Annotated in this window: 24 protein-coding genes and 3 pseudogenes; 12 read left to right on the forward strand and 15 right to left on the reverse strand. The window is 63.7% G+C overall.

Going from position 1 to position 25832, the window contains the following annotated elements; translation table 11 throughout:
- Positions 1-16: 16 nt before the first annotated feature.
- Positions 17-613 carry a TetR/AcrR family transcriptional regulator gene (locus tag G6N43_RS05085; protein WP_083156523.1) on the reverse strand — a complete coding sequence of 199 codons (597 nt, stop codon included), beginning with the start codon at positions 611-613 and terminating at the stop codon, positions 17-19.
- A 181-nt stretch (positions 614-794) separates the two neighbouring features.
- Here G6N43_RS05085 and G6N43_RS05090 point away from each other — a divergent pair, with 181 nt between their 5' ends.
- The 3 genes from G6N43_RS05090 to G6N43_RS05100 are packed head-to-tail and all read left to right on the forward strand — an operon-like array spanning position 795 to position 2593.
- Positions 795-1631 (forward strand): hypothetical protein, encoded by an 837-nt coding sequence (locus G6N43_RS05090; protein ID WP_133056579.1) that lies wholly within the window; start codon positions 795-797, stop codon positions 1629-1631.
- Positions 1632-1645: 14 nt separating this feature from the next.
- Entirely contained in the window at positions 1646-2260 is a 615-nt protein-coding gene (locus G6N43_RS05095; RefSeq protein ID WP_083156519.1) for a cytochrome c oxidase subunit 3, read from the forward strand.
- 18 nt (positions 2261-2278) lie between these two features.
- Positions 2279-2593, forward strand: coding sequence for a cytochrome C oxidase subunit IV family protein (locus G6N43_RS05100; protein WP_083156516.1), 315 nt, complete (start codon positions 2279-2281; stop codon positions 2591-2593).
- Here G6N43_RS05100 and G6N43_RS30615 read toward each other — a convergent pair.
- The 3 genes and pseudogenes from G6N43_RS30615 to G6N43_RS05110 form a co-directional block, all read right to left on the reverse strand.
- Positions 2578-2948: pseudogene (locus tag G6N43_RS30615) on the reverse strand (hypothetical protein); the annotation flags it as partial. The gene G6N43_RS05100 and the pseudogene G6N43_RS30615 sit on opposite strands and share 16 nt — an antisense overlap.
- Before the next feature lie 511 nt (positions 2949-3459).
- Positions 3460-4473, reverse strand: a complete 1014-nt coding sequence (locus G6N43_RS05105; RefSeq protein WP_083156515.1) for a DUF7064 domain-containing protein — start codon at positions 4471-4473, stop codon at positions 3460-3462.
- Positions 4474-4621: 148 nt separating this feature from the next.
- Positions 4622-5734 (reverse strand): phosphotransferase family protein, encoded by a 1113-nt coding sequence (locus G6N43_RS05110; RefSeq protein WP_083156512.1) that lies wholly within the window; start codon positions 5732-5734, stop codon positions 4622-4624.
- 442 nt (positions 5735-6176) lie between these two features.
- Between G6N43_RS05110 and G6N43_RS05115 the strand changes: the two genes are divergently transcribed.
- From G6N43_RS05115 to G6N43_RS05125, 3 genes and pseudogenes are all read left to right on the forward strand, one after another.
- On the forward strand, positions 6177-7274 hold the full coding sequence (locus G6N43_RS05115) for an LLM class flavin-dependent oxidoreductase (protein WP_083156511.1): 1098 nt from the start codon (positions 6177-6179) through the stop codon (positions 7272-7274).
- A 20-nt stretch (positions 7275-7294) separates the two neighbouring features.
- Positions 7295-8650 (forward strand): protoporphyrinogen/coproporphyrinogen oxidase, encoded by a 1356-nt coding sequence (locus G6N43_RS05120; protein WP_083156509.1) that lies wholly within the window; start codon positions 7295-7297, stop codon positions 8648-8650.
- Positions 8651-8698: 48 nt separating this feature from the next.
- Positions 8699-9098 (forward strand): annotated as a pseudogene (locus G6N43_RS05125) (transposase); the annotation flags it as partial.
- A 326-nt stretch (positions 9099-9424) separates the two neighbouring features.
- On the opposite strand, the gene G6N43_RS05130 reads toward G6N43_RS05125, so the two are convergent.
- Both G6N43_RS05130 and G6N43_RS05135 read right to left on the reverse strand, forming a co-directional pair.
- The gene (locus G6N43_RS05130) at positions 9425-9907 is read right to left on the reverse strand and encodes a hypothetical protein (protein ID WP_234810242.1); all 483 of its coding nucleotides are present in this window, start codon (positions 9905-9907) and stop codon (positions 9425-9427) included.
- A 137-nt stretch (positions 9908-10044) separates the two neighbouring features.
- Positions 10045-10602 carry an alpha/beta hydrolase gene (locus G6N43_RS05135; RefSeq protein ID WP_083156505.1) on the reverse strand — a complete coding sequence of 186 codons (558 nt, stop codon included), beginning with the start codon at positions 10600-10602 and terminating at the stop codon, positions 10045-10047.
- An 88-nt stretch (positions 10603-10690) separates the two neighbouring features.
- Between G6N43_RS05135 and G6N43_RS05140 the strand changes: the two are divergent.
- Both G6N43_RS05140 and istB read left to right on the forward strand, forming a co-directional pair.
- Positions 10691-12041, forward strand: a pseudogene (locus G6N43_RS05140) (IS21/IS408/IS1162 family transposase).
- Positions 12038-12892, forward strand: a complete 855-nt coding sequence (istB, locus tag G6N43_RS05145) for an IS21-like element helper ATPase IstB (protein WP_083157897.1) — start codon at positions 12038-12040, stop codon at positions 12890-12892. The pseudogene G6N43_RS05140 and the gene istB overlap by 4 nt, the downstream one beginning before the upstream one ends.
- 7 nt (positions 12893-12899) lie before the next feature.
- Here istB and G6N43_RS05150 read toward each other — a convergent pair whose 3' ends face one another.
- From G6N43_RS05150 to G6N43_RS05160, 3 genes are all read right to left on the reverse strand, one after another.
- Positions 12900-14096 (reverse strand): Rv0964c family protein, encoded by a 1197-nt coding sequence (locus G6N43_RS05150; protein ID WP_083155382.1) that lies wholly within the window; start codon positions 14094-14096, stop codon positions 12900-12902.
- A 12-nt stretch (positions 14097-14108) separates the two neighbouring features.
- Positions 14109-14435 carry a hypothetical protein gene (locus G6N43_RS05155; RefSeq protein WP_133056565.1) on the reverse strand — a complete coding sequence of 109 codons (327 nt, stop codon included), beginning with the start codon at positions 14433-14435 and terminating at the stop codon, positions 14109-14111.
- 164 nt (positions 14436-14599) lie between these two features.
- Positions 14600-14932: a hypothetical protein gene (locus G6N43_RS05160; RefSeq protein ID WP_133056564.1), complete on the reverse strand. Its 333-nt coding sequence runs from the start codon at positions 14930-14932 to the stop codon at positions 14600-14602.
- 504 nt (positions 14933-15436) lie between these two features.
- On the opposite strand from G6N43_RS05160, the gene mobF reads away from it, so the two are divergent.
- Entirely contained in the window at positions 15437-18274 is a 2838-nt protein-coding gene (mobF, locus tag G6N43_RS05165; RefSeq protein WP_083155375.1) for a MobF family relaxase, read from the forward strand.
- Between the two features lie 11 nt (positions 18275-18285).
- Here the strand turns inward: mobF and G6N43_RS05170 are convergent, their stop codons facing one another.
- Together G6N43_RS05170 and G6N43_RS30620 are read right to left on the reverse strand one after the other, a co-directional pair.
- Positions 18286-18762: a hypothetical protein gene (locus tag G6N43_RS05170; RefSeq protein ID WP_083155372.1), complete on the reverse strand. Its 477-nt coding sequence runs from the start codon at positions 18760-18762 to the stop codon at positions 18286-18288.
- Positions 18759-19826, reverse strand: a complete 1068-nt coding sequence (locus G6N43_RS30620; protein WP_234810191.1) for an EspK C-terminal domain-containing protein — start codon at positions 19824-19826, stop codon at positions 18759-18761. The genes G6N43_RS05170 and G6N43_RS30620 overlap by 4 nt, the downstream gene beginning before the upstream one ends.
- 28 nt (positions 19827-19854) lie before the next feature.
- Here G6N43_RS30620 and G6N43_RS30625 point away from each other — a divergent pair, with 28 nt between their 5' ends.
- Together G6N43_RS30625 and G6N43_RS30630 are read left to right on the forward strand one after the other, a co-directional pair.
- Complete coding sequence (locus tag G6N43_RS30625) at positions 19855-20385, forward strand: hypothetical protein (protein WP_234810190.1); 531 nt, start codon at positions 19855-19857, stop codon at positions 20383-20385.
- Positions 20386-20705: 320 nt separating this feature from the next.
- Entirely contained in the window at positions 20706-20999 is a 294-nt protein-coding gene (locus G6N43_RS30630; protein ID WP_234810189.1) for a hypothetical protein, read from the forward strand.
- 269 nt (positions 21000-21268) lie between these two features.
- On the opposite strand, the gene G6N43_RS05180 is transcribed toward G6N43_RS30630, so the two are convergent.
- From G6N43_RS05180 to G6N43_RS05190, 3 genes are all read right to left on the reverse strand, one after another.
- Complete coding sequence (locus tag G6N43_RS05180; RefSeq protein ID WP_234810188.1) at positions 21269-21757, reverse strand: hypothetical protein; 489 nt, start codon at positions 21755-21757, stop codon at positions 21269-21271.
- Between the two features lie 361 nt (positions 21758-22118).
- On the reverse strand, positions 22119-22280 hold the full coding sequence (locus G6N43_RS05185) for a hypothetical protein (RefSeq protein ID WP_163657898.1): 162 nt from the start codon (positions 22278-22280) through the stop codon (positions 22119-22121).
- 108 nt (positions 22281-22388) lie between these two features.
- Positions 22389-22676: a hypothetical protein gene (locus G6N43_RS05190; RefSeq protein WP_083155362.1), complete on the reverse strand. Its 288-nt coding sequence runs from the start codon at positions 22674-22676 to the stop codon at positions 22389-22391.
- Positions 22677-23120: 444 nt separating this feature from the next.
- On the opposite strand from G6N43_RS05190, the gene G6N43_RS05195 reads away from it, so the two are divergent.
- Positions 23121-23345 (forward strand): hypothetical protein, encoded by a 225-nt coding sequence (locus G6N43_RS05195; RefSeq protein WP_244960512.1) that lies wholly within the window; start codon positions 23121-23123, stop codon positions 23343-23345.
- Positions 23346-23503: 158 nt separating this feature from the next.
- Here the strand turns inward: G6N43_RS05195 and G6N43_RS05200 are convergent, their stop codons facing one another.
- Positions 23504-25720 carry an AICE element replication initiation protein gene (locus G6N43_RS05200; protein ID WP_083155356.1) on the reverse strand — a complete coding sequence of 739 codons (2217 nt, stop codon included), beginning with the start codon at positions 25718-25720 and terminating at the stop codon, positions 23504-23506.
- Positions 25721-25832 lie beyond the last annotated feature (112 nt).

Genomic DNA, 25832 nt, shown 5'->3' on the forward strand with positions numbered 1-25832 from the left:
ATTCGCCGGCGCGGCGTCACAGCGCGGGCTTGGTCAACAACCCCGCTTCGAGCATGCCGAAAGCCACGTCTGCCAACGTGTCGATGTCTTCGCCCGATAGCACCGCCGTATGCGCAACCGAGCGCAGCGCCGACGCCATGGCCGTCGACAGCAACTGCACTCGGAGGCGGTTCGCGGTGTCCTCCGGAAGCCCCTGCGCGAAGAACCGCTTGAGGATGTCTTCCCATTCGGAGACGAAGGACAGATAGCGGCGGTGCAAGGGCGGCTCGCTGTACCAGAGCCGCATGATGTCGACGCGGAGATCCGAATCCATGTTGTCGAAGAACTGCGCCAGCTGCGAGGTGACCTCTCGGCGGGCGACGGTCCATCGATCGTCGGTCTCCACGTTCTCCAGCGCGGTCCGCAGGCGTTCGGTCACTTCCGGGGCCGTTGCGAACAGGACGTCTTCCTTGGTGCCGAAGTAGCGGTTCAGCGTGCTGCGCGAGCACACTGCCGCCGCCGCGATGTCCTCCATCCCGACGGCGTCGTAACCCCGCGCCATGAACAGTTCGACGGCACAGCGCACGATTGTCGAGCGAAGGGCGGCCTTCTTCCGTTCCCGTAGGGCACTCATCAGGTAGTCAGCATAAGCGATACATCTATTGACGCGGCGCGTCTATTGACGCGGCGCGTCCTACGGAGGTACTTTGTGACGCGGCTCATAGATCGTCCACGTTGGGATGAAGGTCACCATGGGACGAACGGCCCACCGGAATGAGTCGCTGATGCGTGCTCTGAAACGAAGGAGACATCACGTGGAGCAACGAATGACCCTCTCCGCGCAGCGCCTGTGCCTGGCCGCCGGACCCATGCTGACCCTACTGTTCCTCGTCGGGTGGTTCGCCGGAGCGAAATGGCTGCCGGCGCCGAGTCCGATGATGAGCGCCGAGCAGGTATCGGTGATGTACCAAGAAAACCGATTCGGCTTTCAGGCCGGATTCGTGACGATGATCATCGCGGCGGCCCTGATGGCGCCGTGGGCGGTCGCGATGACGATGTGGACGAAGAAGACCGAATCGCGGTTCCCGGTCCTCACCTACACGCAGCTGGTTTCGCTCGGTTGCTCGGTGGCGATCTTCGTGATCGTGTTCGTGCCCTGGGGAGTCGCGGCCCTGCGTGCGGGGGAGGTACCCGCCGATATCACCCAGGTGATGCACGATCTGGGCTGGTTCCTGTTCCTGTTCGACGTGGCGCCGTTCTCGATGTGGCTGGTCGCATTGGCTCTCGGCATGCTGTGGACCCCGCGCGAGCACCAGATGCTGCCGCGCTGGGCGGGGTACTACACGTTGATCGAAGCGCTGGCCATCGCCCCGGCGATCATGATCATCTTCTTCAAGAGCGGGCCGTACGCCTACAACGGCTTCCTGGCGCTCTGGTGGCCGTTCGGCACCTTCTTCGTCTGGGTGCTGGTGATGACGACGCTGTGCTGGAAGGCGCTCGATCGGCAAGCGGCCCTTGATGAATCGGCTGGTATCGGCGTCCATCGCCACTACGTCGACCTCGAGGACGGGATGGCTGGCAGATCCATCGCAGCCGGGACCGCCGATTCCCCCGCGGTCGACGACACCTCCCGTCAACCACTGACCGTCTGAGCAGGAGATCCGATATGGCAACTACCGTGGCGACCACCCGGGCCAAGACGCGCCGCAACGCTGATTCCGTTCCGGGTGAGACCGGCATCTGGATACTGGTGCTCGTCGACCTGATGTTCTTCGCCGCGATATTCGGTGTGTTCATGGTCGAACGGGGCAACGCACCCGCGGTGTTCGACCAGTCGCGTGCGCAGCTGGTGGTCGGCTGGGGCGCGGTGAACACCCTGATACTGCTGACGTCGTCGCTGACGATGGCACTGGCGGTCCGCAGCGTCCGTCAGGGCGCGCTGGTGCAGGCCCGTCGGCTCGTCGCGGTCACCGCGGCCTTCGGCGTGTGGTTCGTCGTCAACAAGGCCATCGAATGGACGGCGGAGATCGGCGCCGGCCATATTCCGAACGAGAACCACTTCTTCTTGATGTACTACACCTCCGCGGGCATTCACCTGCTGCACGTGCTGATCGGGCTGGTGGTGCTGGCCTACCTGTACCTGGCCATCACCAGGGACATCCGTCGTGGAGCGGGGCCTTCGCCGATTCTCAAGCGCAACACCGAATCCGGTGGTGTCTTCTGGCATTTCGTCGACCTCTTGTGGGTCGTCCTGTTCGCCGTCCTCTATCTTGCCGTCTAAAAAGGAGCCGTTCGAGCGATGACTGTTCAATCCAGGACCATTCAACCGACGGATTCCACCAAGATCTCGCTGACCGACCCGCTGGTGGTGTCCTGGGCGGTGCTGGTGGCACTGACGCTGACCTCACTGTGGCTGGGTGCCGGCCACAGTGTCGCCGGTATGAGCGGACGTGCGGCGACGATGATCATCTTGGTTGTGGCCTTCGCCAAAGCCGGGCTGGTGGCGGCCCACTTCATGGAAGTCAAGTCTGCGGCGCCGCCGCTGCGCTGGATCGTCGGAACCCTGCTCAGCGTCGCCATGGTGGTGACCCTGGCGCTCTATCTGTGGGCCTGATCCGGGTCCATGTCCAGGGCCTGACTTCCATCGAACTTGTGCGCACGTGATCGGGGATTTCGGCCAGGTCGGCCGGCGGTGATGGTTTGGCTGCCGGCCTGGATGGAGACGGTGCGATAGCGCTGTGCCGTGCGGACGAATTTCATTATGCTCCAGCCAGGTTGGTGCTCGGTCCAGTCCGAAACCCCGGGCGAAGACGATGCTTAGGTGGCTTCGACGGAGTCGCGGCTGCGGTGGTAGATCGGAAGGGCCTGATGCGCCACAACTGGTGGTAGGCGTCGATGACGAAGGTGGCGGGTGGGTCGACAAGGTTGGTGGTGCAGCCCCTCCGAGCCGGCCAGGGCTGGGTGAGCGCCACTCCGTCGGGAACGCGGCCGAAAGCGATTGCCGGAAAGTAGATTTAGCCGATACCGGTAGACGGCAAATGAGCCTTGGGTACGACACCGCCGCCACCCCGGTCTCCTCGATTACCCGCATTGAGTCCGCCTTACTGGTGTCGCTCGATGATCCGCGCCAACTGCCGTAACACCTCGTTCTCGGCGGCGGCTTCGAGAAATCCGAGTTGGGCCTAGGCGGTGTACAGGGCACTCCACAGCAGTGCGGAATCTTCGTGGACGTAATCGGCAACGGCTCGGCGGCCGAGCGTTCGGCCGGACCCTCGGTCGCAGGGGCGACGAGGTATCCGGCGTCAACCGAAGGCGGAACTTCGCGGCCCGCAAAACGATTTCGGGAATGGCGCCGACGGTAGTGGCGGTTGATCAGCGCCAAAGAGGACAACGCCGCCCCCTTTCTGTGGGGCGGCGTTGTCGCGTGCAATCAACGGGTGTACGTGCCGATCGCGTGTCAGACGCTTCGAGTCGATGACTCTACGGGTGGAAATGCCGGACATAGTCGTGCCACTGAATGTGCTGGAGGTCCCCGTAACAAACCTTGCCTTCGCATTCCCAGCGCGCCAGCGAGATCCAGCAGTCCATGCTGGGCCAAAACGCGCAGCGGTTGGTGGCCACGACTTCACCGTGGATTTCGTAGTCGCGCCCCTCGGCGTCGGTCAGCACCATTTCAGCCCTGGTCGGTGCCAGCGTACGTGGGTCCTCGTACACCCGCTTGCGGCTGTCCACAATTGGGATCAGCCTACCGTCACGGTTGACCCAGCCGCCCTTGGTGGGCTCCCCGCCAGGTACATCGAGCAATCCTTTCCACGCCGGATCCCAGTCAGGATGGTCATAGGCGGTGCAACCAAACATGAGATTCTCGTCGAACACACCGGTCATCCAGTCAATCGGCGGCGTCGGCGCCGGTCGTTCACTGCGCGCTTGACCCCAGGAGCGATCTCGGACGTGGGTGCAGTCCACCTCATAGGTCTTGCCCCGCAACGTCAGCTCACCACGAGCCCGCATCGCCTGCTCGAAGTGCATGCCGGTCTGAACCAGCATGGGCTCCATCAGTGCTTCGAGCTCGATATCGAAGGAGTTCTGTCGTGATTCGTCGACATAGCGCAGCCGATGGCGCTTGAGCAGCTCGATTGTCTCGACTCGGTAGCCGTTTTCGAACTCGTACTCCCACAGGTCTTTCACAAGCAGGTCGTCGCTCATGTAGTTGGTCCAGGCGAACAGCTCGGACTTCAGAGCATGCGTTTTGATCCCCTGCCAAACCCACGCGCCACCGCTGACAACACCCAGGTTCGGGTGATGCCACATGTATGTGCAGCCGTGGATGTTCTCTTCTGGCACGCTGAAACCAAAGAAATGCGTTTCAGTCAGGGTCGGCGAGGGGTTCGCATCCTTGAACGTCGGATGGAGCAGATCGCAATCGGGAGCGGCGGTCAAGAATCCAGTGTTCTTGTGCTCCCAGAACGGCTTGTCCTGCGTCTCGGTCGTCATGTCGGTTCTCCCGGTTCTCTTCGAGGGGGCGATTAGGTATCGCATCGTGCCCGTACGGTGTGATCAGTTTCAGAAGGGCTGCGCTGGTATCGGCGAACTGAATCGCCGACACCACCGTCCTGCCCAACTGTGGAATTGCCAGACTGGACTAGCGGTTACCGATGTAGCTCGATACAGCAGCGTCGGGTGCAGGCAGCCCCACCAGCTGTGCAACGAGGTGGGTCGCGGGATTGCTCAGGCCCATGGCAGAGTCCGGTGGCAGCAGTCCGGCAGCGATCATCAGGTGCGCGGCGCGCAGTGTCAGGATGGCGAGCCTCGTGCCCGCGAGCGCCTCGTAGTAGTCGAGGTTCTGCGGGCGGTAACCGCTGACGCTCTGGTAGTAGTCCACTGTGGCATCACGATCTGGAATACCTTCCGGGAGCGGCAATCCGATGCCCTCGGTGTGATGGCGCATCATGAACAGCCACCACCCGAGGTCTTGCTCGGGACTCCCCAGCACCACCATCTCCCAGTCAAGAACGCCGGCGGGGATCAGGCCGTCCGAGAAGATGATGTTGCCGATCCGCGCGTCGCCCCAGTTGAGAACTTTCGGTTGGTCGCCGGAGGGGCGATGATCTTCAAGCCAGTCCAGCGCCGCCTCGATGGTGGGGTTGGGCTTACCTTCGGCGGCCCACTCGAATGTGCGCCGCCAGTTCGCCAATCCGGCGTCCAGGCCGCTGTGATGTTCGGCTGTGTCAAGAAAATCAAGTCCGAGCTCACGCCAATCCACGGAGTGGATCCGGGCGAGGACGTCGATGCTGTTGTGCCACATCCGTTCGCGCTGCTCCGGCGTCAGGTCCAGCACCCAACCCGCGGCTGTGAACGGGGGATCGTCGGCGGGGACGCGGCCGTCAATGCGTTCCATTACTAGGAACGGAGCACCGAAAACGGCGGGGTCGTCCTCGTGGAAATAGAGCTTCGGCTGAGGAACCTGCGAGTTCTCCCCGAGGGCTTTGATAACCGCGGCCTCCTTGCGCAGGTCATATCGCGGGAATACGCCGGGGCCTTCCGGCTGAACGCGTGCGACCAAGCCCTGCGTTGTCCTGGCCCCTCCCTGCGTCCACTCGGCAGTGAACAGCACCGTCTCGTTTGACAGGCCGCCTGCGCCGGGCACGTGCACGTCGGTCACCGTGACGTCTTGAGCATCAGGAATCTTTGTGGACAGCCAGGCGGCGAGCCGCTTGGCAGCCAGGTCGGCGTCGATACTGTTTTTTAGGGCCACGAGATTCTCCTTTGATTTTGCACGCTGTGACTTCGGAGCCCGTCCTCGGTTCGCCAAGCTCGCAGGTCGACAAGTCCTGTCGGCAGTCTTGCGTTCGTCACCACGTTTGCCCTCGGCACGGGGGCACCGCTTGATCTGCGTCGACCCCGCGTGGGCATGGGAACGCGGGGCCGTGCAGCGGATCACAGTCTGTCATGCAATGTGACCGCCGTCAACGATCGTTCACGGACACCGGTCCCACGCCGGTGGTCGTCTCCAACTGCAGCCCGATAGGGCGTCGCCGACAGGCCTGGACGGAGCAGGGCTTGGCGAGCAGATGCACGAAGCATGGTAACCATCGTTACCAGCGCATTCCCCTGCGCTCCTGCACGCCGAAACCAGATCAACCTCTTTGTTGGCGAGAGCCGATGGCGTATCGTGTTAACGTACGTTAATCACTTCGATGTCGATCGCGGATAGAAGGAGGGGCACTAAGTTGCGGGTCGGAGTCACTTTACCCAGCCGTACCGGGCCCATACCGAATGTTTTCGAGTATGCGAAGCAGGCCGAGGATGCCGGCTTCTACTCGGCTTTCGACTACGAGGTCTATCGAAACCCATTCACCATGTTGGCCGGTGCCGCAGTACGAACGGAGCGAATCAAACTCGGTACCGGTTTGGCGGCCGGGTTCAGCAGGAGTCCCTTCGAGGCAGCAAACGCGGCAGCCGACGTGGATGAGATGTCTGGCGGCCGGATGATATTCGGCCTGGGTACCGGCGCACCCGAACTGCTCAAGCGCCTCCACTCGACGAATGCGAAAAAGCCGGTGGGCCGGATGTCGGAGTACATCGATGTGCTTCGGCGCTCCTGGGAATACCTCGGCACCGGCAAGGCGGAGCCGCTCGAGGGCGAGCACTACTGGTTCAACCCGCCTCCGCTGAATCCGTGGGGCGGCCGTGAATTGGCACGGCCGCAGATCCCGATCTACCTGGCCGCCATGGGTCCGGCCATGCTCGACTTGTGCGGACGCAAAGCCGACGGCTGGCTCGGGTACTTCGCCACCCCGAAGTTCCTGGAAGAGTCGGTCAAACCGAAGATCGCCGCTGGTGCAGCGAAGGCCGGCCGGGACCTGTCGGACATCGATCTGTGTGTCGAGAACATCTGCTGCGTGCATCCCGACCGTGAGGTCGCCATGCGTCGCGCTCGTCTACAGGTGGGCTTCTACGCCGTTCACCCCGTCAGCGATGCGGTCGCCGCCCTGCACGGTTTCCAGGACGCCGTCGACGATTTGCGGGCGCGGATGCGCCGTGAGGGGTTGGCGGCATTCGCCCACACCGACGATCGGATCGTCGAAGCGCTGAGCATCACGGGCACTCCGGAAGAGGCGCGGCAGAAACTCGCCGAGTTCGAAGGCGTGATCGACCACGTGGTCCTGCATTGTCCCTACGTACCACCGTTCTCAGCAGAGGAGAGCGCTGATTGCTTCAGCAACATCATCGACGCCTTCCGCGATGTGGCCACGTCTGGCAGCGGGCTTCCTCAGAGCGCCGTGGCGCACTGAGACCGGGGACTAGGTCAGATATGGGTGGAAAAGCCATAGTCGTTGGCGCCGGCCTCTCCGGCCTCGCCGCGGCCTATCGATTGCAACAAGCGGGATATCAGGTCACGGTCCTCGAGCGGGCCGACAAGCCGGGCGGCCTGGCGCAAACCGAGAACCACGACGGCTACCTGATCGACACCGGACCGGACCTGATCAACAAGAGTTTCGTCCGATATCTGCGTCTGGCCCGAGAGGTGGGGCTAGACGGCAGCATCGTGCCGAGCAGCCAGGTAGTGGACGTCCTTCGCGACGGTCGTGCGATCACCGTCGACCGCCGGAAGCCGCTGTCTCTGGTGACGACGCCGGTGGTGTCGTTCCGGTCCAAGTTGGTGATGGCACTCGGCTATCTGCGGCTGCGACCAAAGATCCACGGGATGGATCCCTACGCGCTGACCGAGCATTCAGGGGCCGACAACACCACGGCGCACGAGTTGTCGCTTCGGTACTTCAACGAAGAGGTCACCGAGCAGCTTGTCGACCCGATTCTGCGCGGCTTCGCCGGAACGGGAGCCAAGAATGCAAGCGGCGTTTCGGTTCTCGCCGCATTCGCCGTGGGCACCAAGAAGATGGTCGCGATTGAGGGTGGAATGGGGCGCTTGCCCCAAGAGGTGGCTCGTCGGCTCGACGTGCGCTACGGGACCGAGGTCTTGGCCGTCGCGGAGGACGAGGAGAAAGTCACTGTCAACGTGCGTCTCGGCGGTGAGGCCTCTCAGTTGACCGCTGACACTGTCGTTCTTGCGGTGCCGTTCCACGAGGCAGTCCATATGTGGTCGCCCTTGGCGGAATCCGGTGGTGAGTTCGGCAGTAGCCTCAAAGATCTTCCGCTGCTGAGCATTTCACTAGGCTATGACGTGCCCTCACCGACTCCGGCCTACTCGGTGCTGGTACCCAGCAACGAATCAGATGAGGCGCTGTTGGTGATGTTCCAACAGAACAAGGCTCCCGACCGGTCTCCCAAGGGCAAGACTCTGGTGACGGTGTTCACCGAGGCTGGCATCACTGCGCGGATGATGGAGCGCACCGATAGTGAGCTGGTGGATTGGGCAGCCCAGTTCATCGAATCCTATTACCCGACGTTGCGAGGACGCCGTGATCTGGGCACGGTAGCCAGATGGCCCCACACCGGGTATTGGCCGACGCCGGGTTTTTGGAAAGGCGTAAGCGACATGCGTAAGCGTCTACCCAAGGGCCGGGTGCACGTGACGAGCACGTTATTCGGCTCCGGTGGGATGGAACGCGCGGTTCTCGGCGGAGAACGCGCCGCCGATCGCGTCATACGCGAGGCAGAAAAAGCGACGCCGGCGCCGTCCAGAATCCATGGGACTCCACCACGGTAAGTCCCCTGAAGTGGTGGGGTCTCCATACTGCGGGCCGGAACTGGAGTCGAAGAGCTCGGCGCCGCCGTGGGGGCGTTCCGTGCCCGCCTGCTTGATGTCGGCCCCTGCACCTTCATGGCCGCCGACGCCCTGGTCCTCGAAGTCGGCGAGGGCGGCTGGGTGGTCGACGTGCATGCCATGATGGCCACCGCGGTACTGCCGAGGCTGTCGGGAAATCCTTGGGTATCGATGTCACCACCGCCGGGGACGGGCCGCGGGCGGTCGCTGACCGCCCGCGGCCTCTCGGGGGTGCGCCTGCTCGCCAGCGACGCACATGCTGGAGTGCTCGCCGTGATCGGCGCGCGATGCCCGGTGCGGCCTGGCAGCGCTGCAGAAACCACCACACGACGAATCTGATGGCGATCACGCCGAAGCGCGCTGGCCGTGGGTGCGCACTCTGCTGCATTCGAAATGGTCGCGGGTGAAGCCACGCACCCCGTCGACGCGCCAAACACAGGCGGCAGCGGTGAACTCAACGTCATTCGAGTATTCAGCTCCCGAAGTGGAGTATCCACCTACTCGATAGCAGCCGGCCTTCCCTGCCTACGCTGGCTGACTGTGAAGATGCACCTTTCCGGCGGAATCTCGAGCGGAGGCTGTACCCGGCCCTAGCCCCCACGCCGGAGCAAGCGAGGAGGCAGCGAAGTGCTAGACAACCCGCTTACGGCCACCGAACAGCGTGAGCTGCTGCAGCGAACGAAATTGAGGTTGCCGGTAAGCGACCGCAGAGGCAGATCATGGGGTTTGGCGAATGACCGGAATCTTGCGGACACCACTGTCACGCCGACTCTCGGGGAAGCAGGGCGAGGAGGCGATCAATGATGGTGGCTGGGTTGGGTCGGGGCGCGCGCTTATCTGGAGCACGTATCCGTCTGGTGCGTAACCAAATCGGTTCGGTTTGTCGAAGCCGTCGCGCTCCAGCACTTGCCAGCCCCAGCTTTTCCATAGTTCTCCGGTCTGGCCAATAAGCGCCCCAAAGTCCGTTTCCGCGGTCGGTTCGACGTCGCGCCAGTCGGTCACCCTGACCGGCGGATCGTCTCCACTGGGGTTGTCTTCGCAGAAGGAGGTGCCGTCTCCGACGATGTAGCGGGTTCCGTCCAACGTGGTCCCCTTGGGCATGGCGTTGACTGTGTCGGAAAGATAGCGATTGATCGTGTCCTGCGCTTGTCGCTGGCTCTCCGGGACGACGGGCGACGGCACGATAGGTGTTGGTTCCATTGGCCCTCCGGGTATTTCAGTGGCACCTGTCGGTACCGGTGGACCGAGTGATTCAGGCTCGGACGTCGAACATGCAGCAAGTAGGAGCGTTGCCACAGTGGCGATCGTGATTACGCGACTCATGCAGTCCTGTTCAGTCATGGTGTGAACGTGGGCGGAGTGACATCGGTCCTGCCCGCAATAATGCGCCCCATGTTGAGAAGCGCAGGATTGCCGGGGGACCAATAGCTGCTGTGGGCGTCGATCGTGGGCGTGCCGAAAGGCCCGGCCGCCCCGGGCGCCGCCTCGAACGGAATCGCGCCGAAGCCCTGGCCCATTGGATCTGGACCGAGTGTCGCGTAGGTGGCAATGCCGATGAGGTCGTTCTCGGCGCGCGACGCGAAGACGTTCGCACCGGGTGCCAGGCTGAGGTCGCTCGCATGGTCGGCGAGCACACCGGGACTACCGACGGCCACAACGTTATTGGCATCGAGGTGACCGTCCAGTCCAGCTGCACCCACCAGCGTTGAACCGTAACTGTGACCGATCACTGTGTTGACGGACGGGCCAGCGGCCAGGTCATGTGAGGCGCGCATCCCGGCTTGGAAGTCGTCCAGCGCCGCGGCGCCGTCATGCGCGAAGCTAGGCGACGGGGCATCGGTGAGGATGACCGCGCTCGCTGAAATTCCCCACTGACGCTCATCGAAATTCCCCATCCGTGTGGCTCCGCCGAGAAGGGCGGGCCTCCCTCGAAGCTGCTGGTGTCTGACGCCAGTAGTTCCATCGAAGGAGGCCCGCTTTCTCATGCTCACATGGGAGGACGACTTGGAAGTACATGCCCTACGCCGTCGTGGCTGGTCGATCTCAGCGATCGCCCGCCACACCGGCTTCGACCGCAAGACGGTCCGCAAATATCTCAACGGTGACGGCGAACCGGGGGTTCGGGCCCGCTCCGTACCCGATCCGTTCGATCCGTTCGTCGATTACGTCGCCGCGAGGTTGACCGAGGACCCGCACCTGTGGGCGCGTACCCTGCTCGACGAGCTCGAGCAGCTGGGGTTCGGCCTGTCGTATCAGAGCTTGACGCGCAATATCCGGGCCCGCAATCTACGCCCGGTGTGTGAGGCGTGCCGCACGGCCACGCAGCGTCCGAACGCGGTGATCCCGCACGAGCCCGGTGATGAAACCCAATGGGACTGGCTGGAATTGCCCGATCCGCCGCAATCCTGGGGATGGGGCAAGACCGCGCATCTGCTGGTGGGCTCGCTGGCGCATTCGGGCAAGTGGCGCGCAGCGCTGGCACCCTCGGAAGACCAGCCGCACCTGGTCGCCGGCCTCGACCGGGTGACCCGAGGCCTGGGCGGCGTCACACGGGTGTGGCGCTTCGACCGGATGGCCACGGTATGTGACCCCGGCTCGGGTCGGGTGACCGCGTCGTTCGCCGGAGTCGCCAAGCACTACGGGGTGGCGGTGGCGATCTGCCCGCCTCGGCGCGGCAACCGTAAGGTGTGGTGGAGAAGGTCAATCACACTGCCGCACAACGCTGGTGGCGCACCCTGGCTGACGAGGCCACCGTGGAGGCGGCTCAGGTCAGCGTGGACCGCTTCGCGCGGGTGCGCGGCGACACCCGGCTGCGGGCCACCGCCGAGGGCCGGTCCTCGGTCGCTGTGGTGGCCACCACCGAGCCGCTGGCGCCTACACCAGCCGTGCCGTACCCGGTGATCGTGTCGGAGACCCGCACCGCGTCACGGCAAGCGTTGGTGTCCTACCGCGGTAACCGTTACTCGGTGCCCCCGGAACTGGCGGCGGCTCAGGTCGTGGTCAGCCATCCTGTCGGTGGCCAGTTCTGCGACATCGCCACCGCCAGCGGGATCGTTATCGCCCGACACCAGATGCCCGCCGACGGGCTCGGTGTCATGGTGCAGACAGCGGCCATGTCATCGCTCTCGACACCGCCGCGATGGCCACCGCCACCACCGGACGACCGCACCGCCGCAAAGAACGCATCCCACCCGGCCCAGCAGCCAAAGTCGCTGCCGCACAACTACTGCGGCTCGATGCCGAAACAGTCCAAGCATCACCTCCATCAACCGATTCCACCGTCATCGACCTGTCCGCCTACGAGCGGGCCGCCCAGAACAGGACCATCCAATGACCCCCACCCCACGCACCCCGAAAACCACCACGACCACCGCCGAGGAAGCACCGTCGACAGCCGCAAGCCGCTATCAACAACTGCGCTCGCATCTGGCCGAGCTCAAACTAGCCGCCGCAGCCGAAGCCTTACCCGCCGTCTTGGACCAGGCCAGCGCCGAAGGACTCTCGCTCACCGTTGCCTTGGAGCGACTACTGGCCGTCGAAGTCGAGGCCAGCACCGCGCGCCGGCTGGCGGGCCGGTTGCGGTTCGCCTGCCTGCCCACCCCGGCCACCCTCGCCGATTTCGATGTCGATGCCGCCGCCGGGATCGACCGCAAGCTCATCGATGAGTTGGGCACCTGTCGCTACCTGGAATCAGCGACCAACATCCTGCTCATCGGCCCACCAGGCACCGGCAAGACGCACCTCAGCGTGGGACTTGCCCGAGCCGCAGCCCACGCCGGCTACCGGACCTACTTCACCACCGCCGCGGATCTGGCCGCCCGTTGCCACCGCGCCGCGATCGAAGGACGCTGGGCCACCACCATGCGGTTCTACGCCGGCCCAACACTGCTGGTGATCGACGAACTGGGCTACCTGCCGCTACCAGCCGAGGCCGCCTCAGCGTTGTTTCAGGTTGTCTCCCAACGCTATTTGAAGACCAGCATCGTCATCACCACCAACCGCGGGGTGGGTGCATGGGGCGACATCCTCGGCGACACCACCGTCGCCGCCGCCATGCTCGACCGCCTACTGCACCGCTCGGTGGTCATCAACCTCGACGGCGAGTCCTACCGACTACGCGACCACCAAGCAGCCGCCGAAACCCTGCGCCGAACCACCACCGGCAACCGCCAACAACTACACTGAGCGCTGCTCACAGGTGAGGAATTTCGGCGAGCACACCTGAGGACTTTCGATGAGCGCGATCAAGGATGCTCATTGGGCGGTCGTAGCCCATCCAGGTCGTCATCGAAACATCTCCAACCTTGAGGTTGCGGTCGGCTTCGAGCGTTGCCTGCAGCATTGCTTCCGATTTCGACGTGCTGTATTCAAGTCGGCTCAGGTCTTGCCCGGTGCCGGGAACAAACGTGCCGTTCCTGATGGCCGTGTCAGGATTGTTGATCGACACCGCGGCGTGGCCCTGGTCATCAATGAGGCCGAGGTAGCGCTGCAAACCATCAGGTGATTCCAGCGCCCGCTGTACCTGCTCGTATCCCTGTCGCGTCTTGTTTGCGTTGTCCCACTGTGCTTTCCACTCCTGGAAGCCTGGTGGGCTGGGGTTGGGCGTGTCAGGTCGACCATCGGTCCACCCGGGATGTTCTTTGGCTAAGCGGTCCAGGTCGGCTTGATTGGTGGCCTGCAGCTCGCTGAGGTGCATCCGGTTGTAATGGTCTTTGTCCTCGAAGGGCATGCCGGGGTGGTTGCCGATGGCGTGGTCCTGCTCGTACAGCCAATCCCTTTGTTCTTGGCTCAGGTTTTCCCAGGCGTCGTGGAACTGTTGCGGATCCTCGGGCGGATCGGTCAGCATGTCCTGCACTGCGGGGTCGTTCGAGTGTGGCCCCTCTGGGATCAGCTCTGCACCTGTCGCCATGGCGATTGCGCTGGCGAGTTCCTGGTCGACGCGTGCGGCCTCGGCCAGAATTGCCGTCAGGCGCGCTTGTAGCTCCTGTCGTGTCGCCTCGGCAGCCAGTGCCTCGACCATGTTGGCTTCTAGTGCCGGGCCGAGCAAGACCTGGTTGCTGATTGGATCGATCTCGAAGCCGGCGCTGGTGGCGTCGGCTCGCAGTTGCGTCAGGCGGGATTTGACCGCCTCGACGTCGTCGGCAGCTTTGCGGGCCGCCTGAGCGACGGCAAGTGCTTCGTTGCCGTGCGCGTCGAGATCCTTGCGGACCTGACCGATCGATTCTTTGGCTGCCTCAGATGCCTCACCGCCCCACGTTCCGAAAGCCGGTAGCTCAGCGATGCCATCCGCGGCCTCGAAGGCCGCTTCAGCACGACTGCGAGTGGCGTGGAAGACCTCCCGAACGTCACCAGCATCCCAGCGGTCGATGTCCTCGATGGAAACGGTCATGCGGCCCGAGGATTAGAGGTTGACGTTCGGCTGAATCCGGTTGCCCGCTGCGTTGACCGCAGCACCGTTGTTGGTATCGGTGGAGGTATAGGACACGGCACTGGTGCGCAGACCAGCGCTGTGGTCGACCATCCGCCCGAAGATCATTGCGCTATCCGCCTGCCACTTCGCGACGGTGCTGGTCAGCACTGCTGCCGAGCTCGCCGGGAGTCCTCGCTGCGCGCCCTCGACCCGGCTATCAGCGCTTGCGTGCTTCACCCGGACAGTGTCCGCGTGCATGTCCACGGTCGCAGCGGACAGATGCAGATCCTCCGGAACCACGCGAACGGTATTCGGCACGACCCCTCCCTCGTGGCGGCTGCGATGGCTCATCCGAGGTTACCGTGAGCAAGCAGACCCTCAGTGCAGCAATTTCACTTGGCCTGCCTCCGCGATTAGCTCAAAGCGAGCCGAGGCCCATCAGCGCCTCGGCTAAACCTAGCGCGATTAAGCGGCGACTTCGTTTAGATACTGTTTCGGCGCTCACGGAGCTTCGCTATGCCATCAAAACGTTCCCGACTTGACGACTTGGTCTGTGGCGACACCGGGTGGCGCGCAGGCGGCACGCTGCGGGACTGGCGCGGGCTGGTGAGCTGGAGGCGAGCGACCTGTTCCCCTGCGTGGGTGACGATGAATTCTTGCCCTTGTTGGCCGTTTGCGAGCTCGGCCGCGCATTGGTCGCACAGCTCATAGGTCCGCGGCAAGAAATCCACGACCGTGACGATAGACCGGAAAGTGATCCAGCAGTTGAACGATGCATGCGTGTCACCACGATCGTGTGCAAATGCGGCAGCCATATCCTTTCACATGTTAGCTAGCGCTTGGCTTGCTGCGGCCCTTAGTCAGGGACTCGCTCGCGTCTCACCGCAGCGATGCTTGGCACCGCCCGTATTGACGGCGCAGCAGGGTCAACGGTAGCCGTGCTCGACCCACCCCAATATTCGTGCGTCGACGCGGTCGTGCCGGCGACGCTGGGACAGCTCGCCCTGCCCCTGCCTGCAATGTGTCGGCTCCCGGTTTGTCACTTCCCTCAACAACAGACCCCCAGGTCCCGCAACCCAATCAACACTCCTCAACGCAACTACAAACACTCCTACCGAACCCGAACCCCTCATGGTCCATAGCTCACTACTAATGCTTCCAAACCGACCATCAAAACCTTTGGATCACAACATAATTAGGGACCGGCACATTGGCACAAAGGTGTGCAATACTTGGCTTCGGGCGCTGGCGCGCCCGAACCCCGGCCGCCTGGCGGCGGCTTGTCCGGATTGGTGAGGTGCTCTGGTGGCGGTGCGACCGTGCTGACGGTCTCGCGGCTGTCGCGCTGGAGCATCGGCTACTACAACGACACCGCCAATCAGGCCCGTCAGGCCTCGATGGACCGCCAAGCCGCCGGCGGCGGCTTGGGCGAGTACTACTCCGAAAACGACACCCGCGTCCCGACGTGGATCGTCGTGGGGGACAAAAGCACGGTCGGTGAGGCCACCGGATTGGACGGTGCCGCGCTCGATGGGGGGTTTGCTAACACCGAGACTGCGGCGCGCTGGCTCGACGACGGAGTGACCCCCAACGGGGAGGCCGGACGGGCGTTCGGGATTAACGGGGTGCACGGATTCGACCTGACGTTCGCCGCGCCCAAGAGCGTTTCGCTGCTGCGCTCGCTGACGGATGATGTGGCCGAGAAGGTCATGCAGAACGCCCACGTCAAAGCGGTCGAAGCCGCGATGACTTACCTGCACGAGCACGCCGGGTACACGCGGGTGCACAACCGGGTTACGGCGATGAAGGATCTGCAGCGGCTGCCCGGGCTGGTGGGGATCGCCTATCAGCACGAAACGTCGCGCTGTGGGGATCCGCACTTGCACACCCACGTGATCGTGCCGAATCGCCAGGTCAGAGCTGATGGGCGGCTTGTGTCGATCGACTCCAAGTCGCTGTATCACGAAGCCAAAGCTGCTGGGATCATCTACCAGGCCACGCTGCGTCACGAGTTGCATGCCGAGCGGGGCTTCGAATGGCAGCCCGTCGACGAGCATTCCGGCATGGCCGAGATCGCCGGCGTCACCAAGGCGGACATCAAGGCGTGGTCGCAGCGGTCGACGCGGCTGCGGGAATGGGCGAAAGACAACCTCGTCGTCGTCGACGGTGAACCCACCGCGGCGCAGTTGGCCACCGCGCAGAAGGCCACCCGGCCCTCCAAACCCGAGCAGCTCGCCTGGGACGAACTCAAACAGTTGTGGCGCGCTGATGCGCGCGGTCTGGATCTGGACCGCGATGCGCACTTCGCCGCGCGCGCTGAGCGGCGCGCAACAGCGCACATTGCCGGACGAGCGCGCATTGCCACCGCGCTAGCGCGCATCGACAAGGCTGCCTTTACCCGCGCCGATGTCGTCGAGCTGATCGGTGCGGTCATGCCTTACGACGAATCACCTGGTGAGGGGCGGGATGTGCGGGCGCGCATCGAGGATCTCGCCGCGCGCGTCGGTCTCCGCATCACCGCACCGCGCGCCGCACATGAGCGCGAAGGACACGAGAAATACACCCTCACCGCGATCCTCAAAGAGGAGATGCGCGTCCTCGAGGCCGCCGGTGCCACCGATGCGCGTGCGCGCCTCGGTGTGCGCTCGAGCGACCTGACCGCGCTGTCACCGGATCAGGCGCGCGCGGTGACCGCGATCGGCATGTCGCAGTGGTTGGTCAATCCACTGGCCGCGCCGGCCGGCGCCGGCAAAACCCACTCCCTGCGAGCGCTGCGCGCCGCCGCCCACCGAGCGAATAAGAACGTCGTGGTGCTGGCCCCGACCGGGACAGCGGTCGACCAAGCACTCGCTGACGGCGCCGGCGATCACGGGATGACCCTCGACAAAGCGCTGCACCAGCTCGACACCGGCACCCTGGACCTCGATGACCGCACTGTGGTGGTGGTCGACGAAGCGTCCATGGTGGCCACCCCCAAGCTGCGGCAGCTGCTGGAGACCACCACCGCCGCCCAGGCGAAAACCGTCCTTGTCGGGGACCCCTACCAGCTGGCCCCGGTCAAAGCTCGCGGCGGCATGTTCGACCAACTGTGCACCGAGCTGCCCTGGACTCAGCGCCTGTCGCAGGTGTGGCGCATGCACGACCCGGCCGAACGCGACGCCTCGCTAGCGATCCGCAGCGGGCGCGGCAACCGGCTCCGCAGAGCGGTCGGCTGGTACCGCAGCCACGACCGTCTGCACACCGGTGATCAGGTCAGCATGGCCGCCGACGCACTCGCGGCCTACCTCGATGACCGAGCCGCCGGAAAGAACACCCTGCTCGTCTGCGATACCTGGGACATCGCAGATGCCCTCAACCATCGCCTCCACGACACCCTCACCACCGAGGGACCCGCCGCGCTGGTGGCCCGCGACCAGAAGGTGCGGGTCGGCGACGTCATCGTCAGCCGCGACAACGACCCCACAATCACCGTCCACCCAGGAGCAGAGCACCCGGCCGGGCAATCGGTGGATCAGGTGCGCAACGGCAACCGGTGGCGGGTGGCCGGCGTCGACAAAAACACCAACCGCGTCGCCGCCGAACGGCTCACCGACAAAGCCCGCGTTCTGTTCGACGGCGACTACCTACGCCAGCACGTCCACCTCGGATACGCCGTCACCGTGCATGCCGCCCAAGGTGTCACCGTCGACACCGCCCACACCGTGCTCGGCGAAAACGCCTCCCGCACCCAGGTATACGTCGGGCTCACCCGTGGCCGCCAGACGAACCACGCCTACCTCTACACCCGATTCAGTGGCGAAGCCGACCACGAACACAGCGCCCCTACTGCGGGCATGCACATAGCCCGGCGCGGGACCAAACGCGCTGCCGCGCAGGCTCTTCAGATGATCTTGGCCAACGACGACCGTCCCCGCACGATGCATACCGAAGCCGAACACACCGCACGCGAACACCTCCCCGACATCATCGACCAGGTTCTCGACCGCCATGACCAACGCCGCGGGACTTGGCGGGCCGCCTGGCGTGACCACACCCGCACCCAGCAGAGTCGCCACCAGGCGTACGAACGTTTCCGCGCCGGACTGGAGCGCAGCGCCGAACGATCACACTCCCGCTCTCGCGGTCGGGACCGCGACGTCGGTGCCTTCGAACTCTGATTTCAGCCCTTTTACGCCCAGACACCTACGCGGTGAGTTAAAGCAGTCTGCGCTTCGTCCACGATCAGTGCGATCTCCCATGTCAGCAGCGGCTCGTCTTGGGTCCACCCCGCGATGCTGCGCAAGGCGGGCCAGGTGATCGCCTTGACCATGGCGTAGCCGGGCCGCCCGGCGGCTTCGAGTTCGTCCAGTGCGCCACGCACGGACGCCGCCCACCGCGGCGCCAGCCACCCCGGAAGCCCCGCTACAGCGCCGCCGCGCGCATGTTCGGTGGCCGCAGTGAACTGAAATGAGGTGGTGACGTCAGCCATGATTTCGGCGGCAATCCGAGCTGTTGCTATGCCTTTCGCTGTGGCCCCGGCTACCCGTTCCAGCACCCCGTAGCTGTCTGGGCCTTCCCACACCAACGCGGCTGTGGCGGCAGCGATTGTCGCTTCAGCGGCTACCTCTAACGGATTCCACTGGTTGACTGATACGTCCGCAGTCATCGAACACCGCCATCCTCATGGCCTACCCAAAGTTGGCGTTCAGCAGCGATGTGGTGGGCCAGATAGACCACCTCGCGGTGATCTGGGGCACCGTGGCGCCACAACAGCAGCAGCTCGGCGAGCCGGGCCAGATTGTGCTGCACTCGCGCGTACGAAGACGCCTCAGTGTCGGTGCCGATCCGGCCGGGCCGCTGCCCCGAGCTGTCGGTGATCGCCATCGGTAGCACGGCACTAGCGAGTTCGTCCCACTGCGCTTCGGTGATGGCGGTGCCTCGGTCGAGGTGGGTGGCGATTTCGCGCAGCAGCGGCGGTATCGGCAGTGACAGAAGTTCACTGGCCTGGGTGAACGTCACGTTCGCAGTCTGTCTGGTGATGGCCAGTGATTTGCGCACGTCGACCGGGGTTGCGGTGTTCAGCTGCGCGTAGGCGGAAGGATTGAGGGCCTGTAAGCGGTGTAGCCGGGTCTCATCCAACGAGGGCTGCATGACACCCCCGCCCAGGGGTGTATCGGTGGTGTGCATTTGGCAGTCGGCATAGTGCGGCACACCGGCGGCGCGGGCTGGCTGTGCTGATCCGCCGAAGCCCGTCGATACCGCCACCGCCCACAGCTCAATATTGGGATTCAGCGCGGTCAATGACTTCCCGTAAGCCACCATGGTCTGCGCCGGATTGATCCAGCCGAACCAGCGACGCCGAAAAGCGTTGTCCAACCCAGAATCCGAGAACAACGACTCCACCCCTTTGGGCAGATGCACCCCCGCCGGGATAAACCCCGCACCCTCGCCGGATGTCACCACTGTCAGGGTTTTCGCAGGAGTCTTGAACACCCCCACACACCAGTCGATGGTGCCGTACTGGCGAGAAGCCTCCATCAGCTCCTCCGCCAACGCGCACGCGTCGGCCAGCAATGGATCAGGCGCGGCCGATTTCGCTCCCGCCACCGCTCCCGCCACCGCAGCCGCCGCGGCACCTCCCGACGCCACCACTCCAGGAGGCAGCGGTGTTCCCGGCCCACCCGCAGCCGACGACGCCGAGGCTGCTGGTGCACCAGGCGGGGCCGACACAGACGCTGGAGACGCCTGGCGCGGCGCAATGTCGGAATTAAACGACGGCAACGGACCCCCAGGAGCGGGTGCCGGTGACACCATCGGTGTCCCCACCGGCCCAGCTGGCGCCGCTGATCCGCCCGCAGCCGCTGGCGGCGCGCTCTGCGCCACCGGACCGCCGCCAGCCGGCACCGATGGCGCACCCCCAGCACTCGGAGGCCCATACGCACCAGCCGTAGAGTTCGCCGGTTGTGCAGGCGGCGGCAACACCGAACCACCACTCGCCAGGCCCGCGTTGAACCCCCGCGAAAAATCAGAAGGCGGCGTTGGCGTCCCCGCACTCGCCGCGGACGGCAGGCCAGCGCCCGCCGACGTCGGCGACAACCCCGCTGCGGCCGGATTCAACCCCCCAGAACCTAACCCGCCAGCACCGCTCGCCGGGGAGACAGAACCGGCCCCCGACAGACCCGCACTCGGCATCCTCAACCCGCCGCTGCTACCACCCGTAGACGACAGCCCACCGCCACCGGGTGTCATCGGCGCAGGCATTGGCGTCGGTGTTCCTGTTGCCGTGTAGGGGTTTTCGAGCGAACTGGGATCAGGGGGACTCGGTGCGCCGGCGCCTTCTGCACTCGCCGTAGTAGCTGGGTTCCCCTCACTTCCGCTGTGCTCATTTGATTCGGCGTTGCTGCCGCCGTGGGGTGTCTCGCGGCTGACGCCGTCAGATCCAGATTCGACATCCGAGGGGTCGGGTGGTGATTGCTTTTCCGTTCCGTAGCCCAGGGATTGTGCGTCATTCACCCCGTAGTTGGAGGGCGGCGTACCTATGGGCGTGCCGTCAGTCATAGCTTCTGCGCGGCTAGATTCGCCTTGTTGACTTAGCGACTGCAGCGCCGGATGATCTCCACTGCTGCCGGCGGTGCCGCCTGGATTGCCGCCGATGTGTGCAGCTTGCTCGGCGACTGCAGCAGCAGTAGCCGTGCCCACCCCAAGCGCTTCGGCGGCAGCGGCGTTGATGATGGCTTCGATCGCGGCGTACAGCGCCGCGCTCGCCGCGCCAGCTCCCAAAGGGGAAGCAGCTGCCGCGAATTGCTGTCGGAGCCGCTCGATGTCTTCATGAGCTCTACGGTCGATCTCGTAAAGTCGCTCGCGGGCATGCCAGATCAGCTCGGCGGTCTCTTTGACAGCTGAGGCTATGTCGCCGTAGAGGTCAGATTGGTTGATGATCGTCTGTGCTGTGCGGTAACCGCGCTCGCACATAGCGTCGATCATCTGTCCTGAGTTTGAGCTGCCAAGCTCATCAACAGCACCCCGGATTCTCGCTGCCGATTCCCGCAGTTCGGCGCTTTTTCGGTTGAGGCCGTTCGCGTTTTCCAGCCAAGCCTCCGGGGAGGTCTCAGGCCAAACCGGCCCCACAATGCGCGGCGAGTACGGCCGCGACGGCATCGATGCAGGCGCCCCTACCGCTGCCATAACTCAATCCCCTGATCAAGACAGGCTGTAAGAGGTCCGCCGAGCGCGCCGATGCTGTCCGTCCACAGCGCCCGGTCTGCATCGTCTTCAGGTCCGGGCCTCAGTCCATCGACAAAGAGCCGCATATCGTCTATGTAGCGCTGCAGCGTACGAGTTAGATACCGCGGCGGCTCGGCGTGCGTGTCGAGCACCTTCTGTGCACGAGAAGCCCAATCCCGAGTTATCTCAACAAAAGTCGGGATTCCCGCGTTGCGCTCCGGAGAGTCGGGCTCCCCTAGCCCTACAAATTCATTCTTGTTTGCCGAACTTTCCTTGATCAACGGTGCGATCTCTTCGCACAGTGCCTGATCACCCGAATCGGTGGCCGCGGTCGTTGTCGCGGGCGGTGATTGCTCGGCCCGACTCATTTGATCGGGCTCCCGGACCAATCCGATCAAAGCAACCACAAGAGCGGCGGTGGAAAGCAGTACCGCCACCAGACCTAGCCCCAGAGTCAGTCCTTGACCACTTCGGCGGCGAGGATGCAGCAGTTGCGGCGCCTGCAATGGCCCCGCCCCGCGTGGTCCTGACCTCGGGTACACGGCTCTAACTCTATAGCCGGACACCGACGTCGGCATACACCATTACGGTTTTGCCGTATATCGGCAGTCATTGGAGCACTGCCGATTTCGAGCATCAGTGCAGCTGCCACCGCCGCCACGCGGCGTCCATAAGGTCAGAATCATCGAGGTTGAAGGCAGCGTCGGCGGCGCGGTGCAGATCGTCGACAGTCAACATCCGGCGGTCGGACTGGTCAGCGCGACTGTCAGGGTCTGCGCGTGACGACCGCTCGCGGGATCAATCACCGGCTGTCGGACGGTCGTTGTCGTCGTGGTCGAGAACGGGCGTGTCGGGGTTCGGCTCGTTCATCTGCTCGCGGATGGCGGCTACGCGCGCTGCGCGATGCGGGTCAGCCAACAATTTGGCTAGGCGTGCGCTGCCACGATCTTGAGCGGTCATGGTTAGCCTCCCAGGGAAGGTAAACCAAGCCGACCTGGCTTGGCATCGGCGCTGCTCCCACCGTAGCCGGTGAAGGCTGATCGGCAGGTTGACCCAAGACTCCGCCGATTATTTGGGTCGCAGCTGGGCCAGGATCTGCAGGACCTGGTACCGGAACTGTTCTTCTTCCACCATCCGGTGGGCCTGCAGTCGCACGAGTGCGGACAACGAATGCGCCTGGGCCAGCGCCGCGGTTGCAGCGGCGCTGGCGATCGCGTCTGCTCGTGTCATGCCGTCCGGCGGGTCAGACTGGGCGTCAACGAGGTAAGCCGCCTTCATAATCTGATTGTCGGTTTCGATGAGAGCGCTCTTGGCGTAGTCCGCAACCAGTGAGCTTGCGCTTTCTTGTTGGTTCATGGCGCTGGACGGTAACAGCTCGGTCCGACAGATGGCTCAGCGACGCTGCCGCTTTGCGGCGCGGCGTGGACGGGTCAGTTCCCCTGGCATATTCGGGCTACCTCGTCGAGGTTTTGTAGTACGGGTCCGCCTCAACCGCAACTACTAGAGCACCCTGCTCAAGTCCCGCGTCGACATCGGCGATTTCAAGCACGAACACGATGACCGACACCGCCACTCGGCTTGGGCTACCGCACGCCCGCCGAGTGCGCTGCGGCGCGCCGCTGCACCCACACGCCGATGGCCTGCAGCCTCAACTGAGAGCGGATCAAACCAACCCAACTCTATGACCGGGTGGACTGAGTATCGGGGACTCGCCACAGGTGCTCTGGACGGCGATAAAGGGAAGTGGTTGAAATGGTCGAAAGCGTACAACAGCATCAAGCGTCAGGCGAAGATGGTTTGATGGTTCAGAGCGCTCCCGGCCGCAACTCCGCCGACATCCTCTTGTCGCTGCCCGTCGAGCTCAAGGAGCGGATGGTCAACACCATTACGTGGACACAGCCGTACACCGGAATCGGTCACCAGCAGAAGTTCATCCGAGCTGCAATTACTGACCTATGTGACCGGCTCGAAGATGAATTCAACGCTGGCGAGCCGTTTGAGCCGGGAGTCGTCATTCCCGACTAGATGCACGTCGGCACGGCCTGGCCCCAGCCTAATCTGCAGCAGCCGCTCTGCCCATTCGCCTCTGGCCCCTCAGCTGGCCGCTAAGAGTAATTTTTCGCCGTTCAATGAACTCCGCCGAACGGCGAAAACGTATTCATGTTAAGGCGTCCTCGGCGTGGTCAGGACGCCATGTTTTCGGTCAACGGCCTTCCCGGTGTGACGGGTTGCGAGGGTGGCGAGGAACAGTTCCGCTTCTGGTCTTCCTGCGGAGGACGGATCGACCACAGCAGCACATTCCGATGGTTACAGGCGCCGTCGTCCTCGATTGTCCAACCCAAAGCACGCAGAGCAGTAGCGTTCCGCTTCAGCGCCGTGGTGACGTCGCGGCCATTCTTGGGCCATCCAATAGGACGCCGACCGCCGTCGCCGGTCGGCTGCACAATCGCCAGGAGCTCGGCGCCCGTCTTCCCTAATAGCGGTTCAGTGCAACTGTTGCGCATCGACTCGATGAAGACATCGCCCTGAAGGCTATCTTCGCTCAGCTGGTTCGCTCGAGCCATATAGCGCGCAAGTCCATTCGTTCCCATTTCGCTATCCACTACAGCCAGCAGGCGGGCGAAGTCGGCCATCCTCGGAGTGAAGCCGAGGCTGGCGATGGGCCGGCCATTGTGCACTGTCGCGGCGAGATTGAGCAGAGCGCCCATGATCCTCGGACGAGCCCTCGCCCACTCCAGATAGATCTCTGATTCTGTTCTTCGGGAGCGTAGATCGATCCTCTTGAGTTCCACCACAGCGAGTCGCTCCGCGAGATCTGGGCGCAACGCGCCGACATCGATCCCATTGAGAATGAGGCATCGGCGGAAACTCACGATTGACAGTCCTCCGTCCGTGTACAAAGCACGTTTGACGCTGCCGTCTCCAGTCACCGCTCTGCACAACGAATCTGACAGCCAGGGTGGGATAGCAGACAAGTTGTCGAGGGCAACAACCCAAGAGCCGGCAGCCGCCGTAACCCACGAATCGGCGTCGCGAGGTGCCTGTCGGAGAGGCACAGGCGACGGATCGATCAGATCGACAATTATCCTCGTGACAGTGCTTTTCGCGCTGCCCTGCTCGGCGAAAAGGGCTAATACCGGATGTGGCGTGTCGCTGCTCACGAGGGCTGCAATAAGCGTGGCCAAGAGGATGGGGCGGTCTTCGACAGCCACATTGATGAATTCCCATAGCAGGTCGAGATTCGGCTCACCGGCAGGAAGGGTCATTTCACCGGTCAACTTGGTTCGCAGGAATCGAACTGGCGCCGACGGAAGGAGCGACCACCTGCCATCGCTTATTCGAAAGACCTGGCCATCGAGGCGCCCAGTGTCGACGTAAACGGCATCTGCTGCACTTGCTACCCGCAGGTATAGGCGTTCGGGCTGTTCCCGCGCCGCAAGACCGTCGAGAATCGAAATGGCATCCATCAGTGCTTGACCGCCCGCCGCGGTCCCGTTATCCGAAAAGTATTGAGCAGCAAGGTCTGCGCGCAAGCCGGCTCGGCCACCACGAAGAGGTATAGCAATATGCGGCTGTGACTTTCTCGCCCCAAAGGGCTCGCCGTCGTCGGTGCAACCTAGGTGGTATTGCTCCTTGGCCAGCTCGACGAGTCTTACGGCAGCAGACTTCTTTTCCTGCGAGGCGGGTGTTGGGGTCATATGCTCCGGTTCGCTTTGTGCATGAACGACAGGTTCGAGGTCGGCAAGACTGAAACCAGCTGCATAGTGGTCAGCAAAGTCCTTACCTGAACGCGGTTCGACGACGGTGACGCTGGATGCTATGGCATAGAGGTGTATCGCCACCGCAGACGCGTGACGGCGTCCTACTTCGTCTCTATCGGCAACAATTACGACTTTCTTGCCGCGCAACGGACTCCAGTCAAAGTTGGCTGATTTGCCCGCCCCCATCGCAGGGCAGACGGCAGTGCCTCCCGCCGCCTCGACCGCCAAGACGTCCTTCTCGCCTTCGACGACGTAGACGAGCTCGGCGTTCGCAATAAGGTCAGCACGAAATAGGCTGCGCCCACGTGTATTACCGGACTGGCGAAACCGCTTCTGAGGGTCACGATGCACCCGGCGCTCGTCGGGATAGACATACGTGGCACCGCGGGGAGCGTCGAATAGATCAGCAAGCGTCATATCAAGCGCGCGGACCACCGATTCGGTGTCGCAGCCCGCATGGCAGTAAATCAGCACCTGACCCTCTATTGCGGTGACGGCAAGTGACGGGTTCCGGTCATCGTGGGCCGGGCACTGTGCCATAGCACGGTCATCGCGGACAACGACTTGGCGATTACTGGTATTGAGCGCTGTGAGAATCCGCTGGTAGGCCGTTTCCGCAGGCTGAGGCAGTGGGTTCATCGTGTAGCACCGTGCGAGAAACCAGGGCCTTGCTCTTGTCGGTGGTGGGCAAGTTTTCGATTCTTGGGACCGCGATCGGGAGTTAAACTCGACATGAACCGTCCTCTGCGAA

It is taken from the genome of Mycolicibacterium moriokaense (assembly GCF_010726085.1).
GTDB lineage: Bacteria > Actinomycetota > Actinomycetes > Mycobacteriales > Mycobacteriaceae > Mycobacterium > Mycobacterium moriokaense.